We start from the raw sequence: 1008 nt of genomic DNA on the forward strand, positions 1-1008 counted from the left end.
GGCCCGAGACCGGTGCCGGCGACGGCCGAAGCGAGCCGCTCAAGCGCGGCGCGCCCCTGCGGGCCGAGCCGGGACAGCCCCTCGACCAGCGTCTCATCAAGCGCGGCGACGACGGCGAGCGTCTCCTCGACACCCTCGGGCACCCGCGCGAGCGCCCCCACGGCAGCCACCGGCATCAGTGACTCACCGCCGGAAACCACTGCATTTCCACGACCGGCTCGGCCACCACCGGATGCTCCAGATAGGCCAGATGCCGCAGAAACCGGCTGAACACCATCGCGGCGGGCGCCGACTCCTTGCTCCCGCGCAGCGACCCCACCAGATCACCCCCCGGATCGACCTTCAGAAACCCCGCCACCCGCTCGACTCCGTACTGCAGGACCGCCTCGTCGACGAGCGCCCGCAGATGCTTGCAGGGCATCCCGCCCGTCAGCCCGCCGCACGGCCGGTTGCTGTTGGTGCTGCAGCCGTATCCGTGATCGGCCGCCGAGATCGACGACACATAGACGCGCGCGAGATCCGACCCGCTGGACACGACGCCCTGCACCCGTCCCTCGGCCAGTTCGACGAAGGGCACCTTGGCGAGCTTCCGCGGCCGCGCCGGCGCCCCGACCGGCACCCCGCTCCGCTCCGTCAGCACGCGATCTTCAAACATGCGTTCGATCATGAGCACAATCTATCGGCCGCCACTGACAAAACAGCGACCCCAGTGAACCCCCTGCTCACAGCCGTATCGGACGCCTCAGGGCAGCAGCCCGAGCCGCCCGTCCGGCTCGCGCCACAGTTCGAGGACGAGGTACGGCGCCCGCTCGCCCGCCGTGTCGAGGACGAGCATCCGGAACGGTTCCGGATCGAGCAACACCACCCCGACGACCCGCTCCAGCAGCCCGCCGACCTCGGCCGTCGGCTCCCGCCCGCCGCTCACGATCCGCCCCGCGTGCTCCCACGCCCGCCGGGCGGCCCGACGCCTGGTCAGCCGCCACGACCCCGGACGCACCCGCCCGAACC

At 71.9% G+C, this 1008-nt stretch carries 2 protein-coding genes; both read right to left on the reverse strand.

Annotated elements, in window-relative coordinates; translation table 11 throughout:
* Window positions 1-175: 175 nt before the first annotated feature.
* The gene (locus ACYVE7_RS34605; RefSeq protein WP_460370854.1) at window positions 176-667 is read right to left on the reverse strand and encodes a hypothetical protein; all 492 of its coding nucleotides are present in this window, start codon (window positions 665-667) and stop codon (window positions 176-178) included.
* A 75-nt stretch (window positions 668-742) separates the two neighbouring features.
* Window positions 743-1008, reverse strand: a 266-nt coding sequence (locus ACYVE7_RS34610; protein ID WP_460370855.1) for a hypothetical protein, incomplete at its 5' end; no start/stop codon positions are given.

This window comes from Actinocorallia lasiicapitis (genome assembly GCF_054778695.1).